1 rRNA gene (only partly in view) is annotated in these 2,500 nt (G+C 51.0%); it reads right to left on the bottom strand.

What is annotated here, in order from left to right:
* A 23S ribosomal RNA gene (locus FCH38_RS23365) occupies positions 1–2,064 on the bottom strand (it extends 742 nt beyond the left edge of the window).
* Positions 2,065–2,500 lie beyond the last annotated feature (436 nt).

Genomic DNA, 2,500 nt, shown 5'->3' with positions numbered 1-2,500 from the left:
GGCGTCCCTGCTTCAAAGCCTACCACCTATCCTACACATGCCTTGGCGAATGCCAGTGTAAAGCTATAGTAAAGGTGCACGGGGTCTTTCCGTCTGACCGCAGGAACCCCGCATCTTCACGGGGAATTCAATTTCACTGAGTCTATGTTGGAGACAGCGGGGAAGTCGTTACGCCATTCGTGCAGGTCGGAACTTACCCGACAAGGAATTTCGCTACCTTAGGACCGTTATAGTTACGGCCGCCGTTTACTGGGGCTTCAGTTCAGAGCTTGCACCCCTCCCTTTAACCTTCCAGCACCGGGCAGGCGTCAGACCCTATACGTCGTATTGCTACTTCGCAGAGCCCTGTGTTTTTGATAAACAGTCGCTACCCCCTGGTCTGTGCCACCCCATCATAGTTGCCTAAAATGGGGTCACGCTTCTTCCGAAGTTACGCGTGCAATTTGCCGAGTTCCTTCAACATAGTTCTCTCAAGCGCCTTGGTATACTCTACCTGACCACCTGTGTCGGTTTCGGGTACGGTCTATACGGTGGAGCTATTTCCTGGAACCTCTTCGCTGCACATCCAATCCAATAAGAATGTACAACACACGAGATCCGTCACTACCACCAGGCCCACGAATATTAACGTGGTTCCCATCGACTACGCGTGTCCGCCTCGTCTTAGGGGCCGGCTAACCCTGCTCAGATTAACTTTAAGCAGGAACCCTTGGTCTTTCGGCGAGGGAGTCTCTCACTCCCTTTATCGTTACTCATGTCAACATTCGCACTTCCGATATCTCCAGCAGCCCTCACGGGTCCGCCTTCACAGACTTACGGAACGCTCCGCTACCACTGAAGCAACCCGAAGGTTGCCACAATCCTCAGCTTCGGTGCATGGCTTTAGCCCCGTTACATTTTCGGCGCAAAGACCCTTATTTAGACCAGTGAGCTGTTACGCTTTCTTTAAATGATGGCTGCTTCTAAGCCAACATCCTGGTTGTTTTGGGATCCTCACATCCTTTCCCACTTAGCCATGACTTGGGGACCTTAGCTGGAGGTCAGGGTTGTTGCCCTTTTCACGACGGACGTTAGCACCCGCCGTGTGTCTGCCGACTAGTACTCCTCGGTATTCGGAGTTTGGTTAGGATCAGTAAGACGGTGAGTCCCCATAGCCCATCCAGTGCTCTACCCCCGAGGGTATTCGGTCGACGCTCTACCTAAATAGATTTCGCGGAGAACCAGCTATTTCCGAGTTTGATTGGCCTTTCACCCCTAGCCACAAGTCATCCCAATCTATTGCAACAGATACGGGTTCGGCCCTCCAGTTGGTGTTACCCAACCTTCAGCCTGCTCATGGCTAGATCACTCGGTTTCGGGTCTAATGCAACTAACTAAATCGCCCTATTCAGACTCGCTTTCGCTGCGCCTACACCTACCGGCTTAAGCTTGCTAGTTACACTAAGTCGTTGACCCATTATACAAAAGGTACGCCGTCACCCTTGCGGGCTCCGACTGTTTGTAGGCATCCGGTTTCAGGTTCTATTTCACTCCCCTCGTCGGGGTGCTTTTCACCTTTCCCTCACGGTACTTGTTCGCTATCGGTCATGCACGAGTACTTAGGCTTGGAGAGTGGTCTCCCCATGTTCAGACAGGATTTCACGTGTCCCGCCCTACTCAAGGACAATGACTGTTCTACGCGTAAGGGGCTATCACCCTCTATGGCCGACCTTTCCAGATCGTTCCGCTTTATTCATCATTGCCACTGGCCTGGTCCGCGTTCGCTCGCCACTACTTACGGAGTCTCGGTTGATGTCCTTTCCTGCAGGTACTTAGATGTTTCAGTTCCCTGCGTTCGCTTCTTACCCCTATGTATTCGAAAGTAAGATACCTTATAACAATGCTTGGAAACCCAAGCCGTCAAAGACGGTTTGGATTTTCCAAGCATTTAAGGTGGGTTGCCCCATTCGGATATCTATGGATCAAAGCTTATTCGCAGCTCCCCACAGCTTTTCGCAGCGTATCACGTCCTTCTTCGCCTGTGCATGCCAAGGCATCCACCAAATGCCCTTAATTCACTTCTTCGTTCTCATTGTCTATGCTCATCCATAGCCGTTTCAAAGAAACGGCAACCCGATTACCTTTTACAATCAGGTCATTTCCTGATGACATCGACGTGTCGATACTATCCTCATATGAAGGCACGCCGGTGCACTTCGAGGTCGTATCATTAAGACCAGCTTCTCGAGATATCATCCGGTGATGCGCGGTCAGGCAACATCAATCCAGCATTCCCATCAGATGAAGGCCTAAACCTTCAAACAACAAAAATGCCTTGGACAAGCTTCCTACCTACTCCAGCCCCTCCACCAATTCCGGCCGACTAAGCCATCACAAGGTTTCACTGAGACTGGGCTCGGACGTCTCGGGCATAAACCCAAAACACCTGGAAGCTTCCAGACATATCTTCTCTTCACAATGTATTCAGAACAGGCATCTTCCTTAGCAGAAGATGCAAACT

The sequence above is a fragment of the Agrobacterium tumefaciens genome (genome assembly GCF_013337285.1).
GTDB classification, from domain to species: Bacteria; Pseudomonadota; Alphaproteobacteria; order Rhizobiales; family Rhizobiaceae; genus Agrobacterium; species Agrobacterium burrii.
Note: the sequence above shows the minus strand (reverse complement) of the source record. Positions and strands in the feature narration are given on the sequence as shown.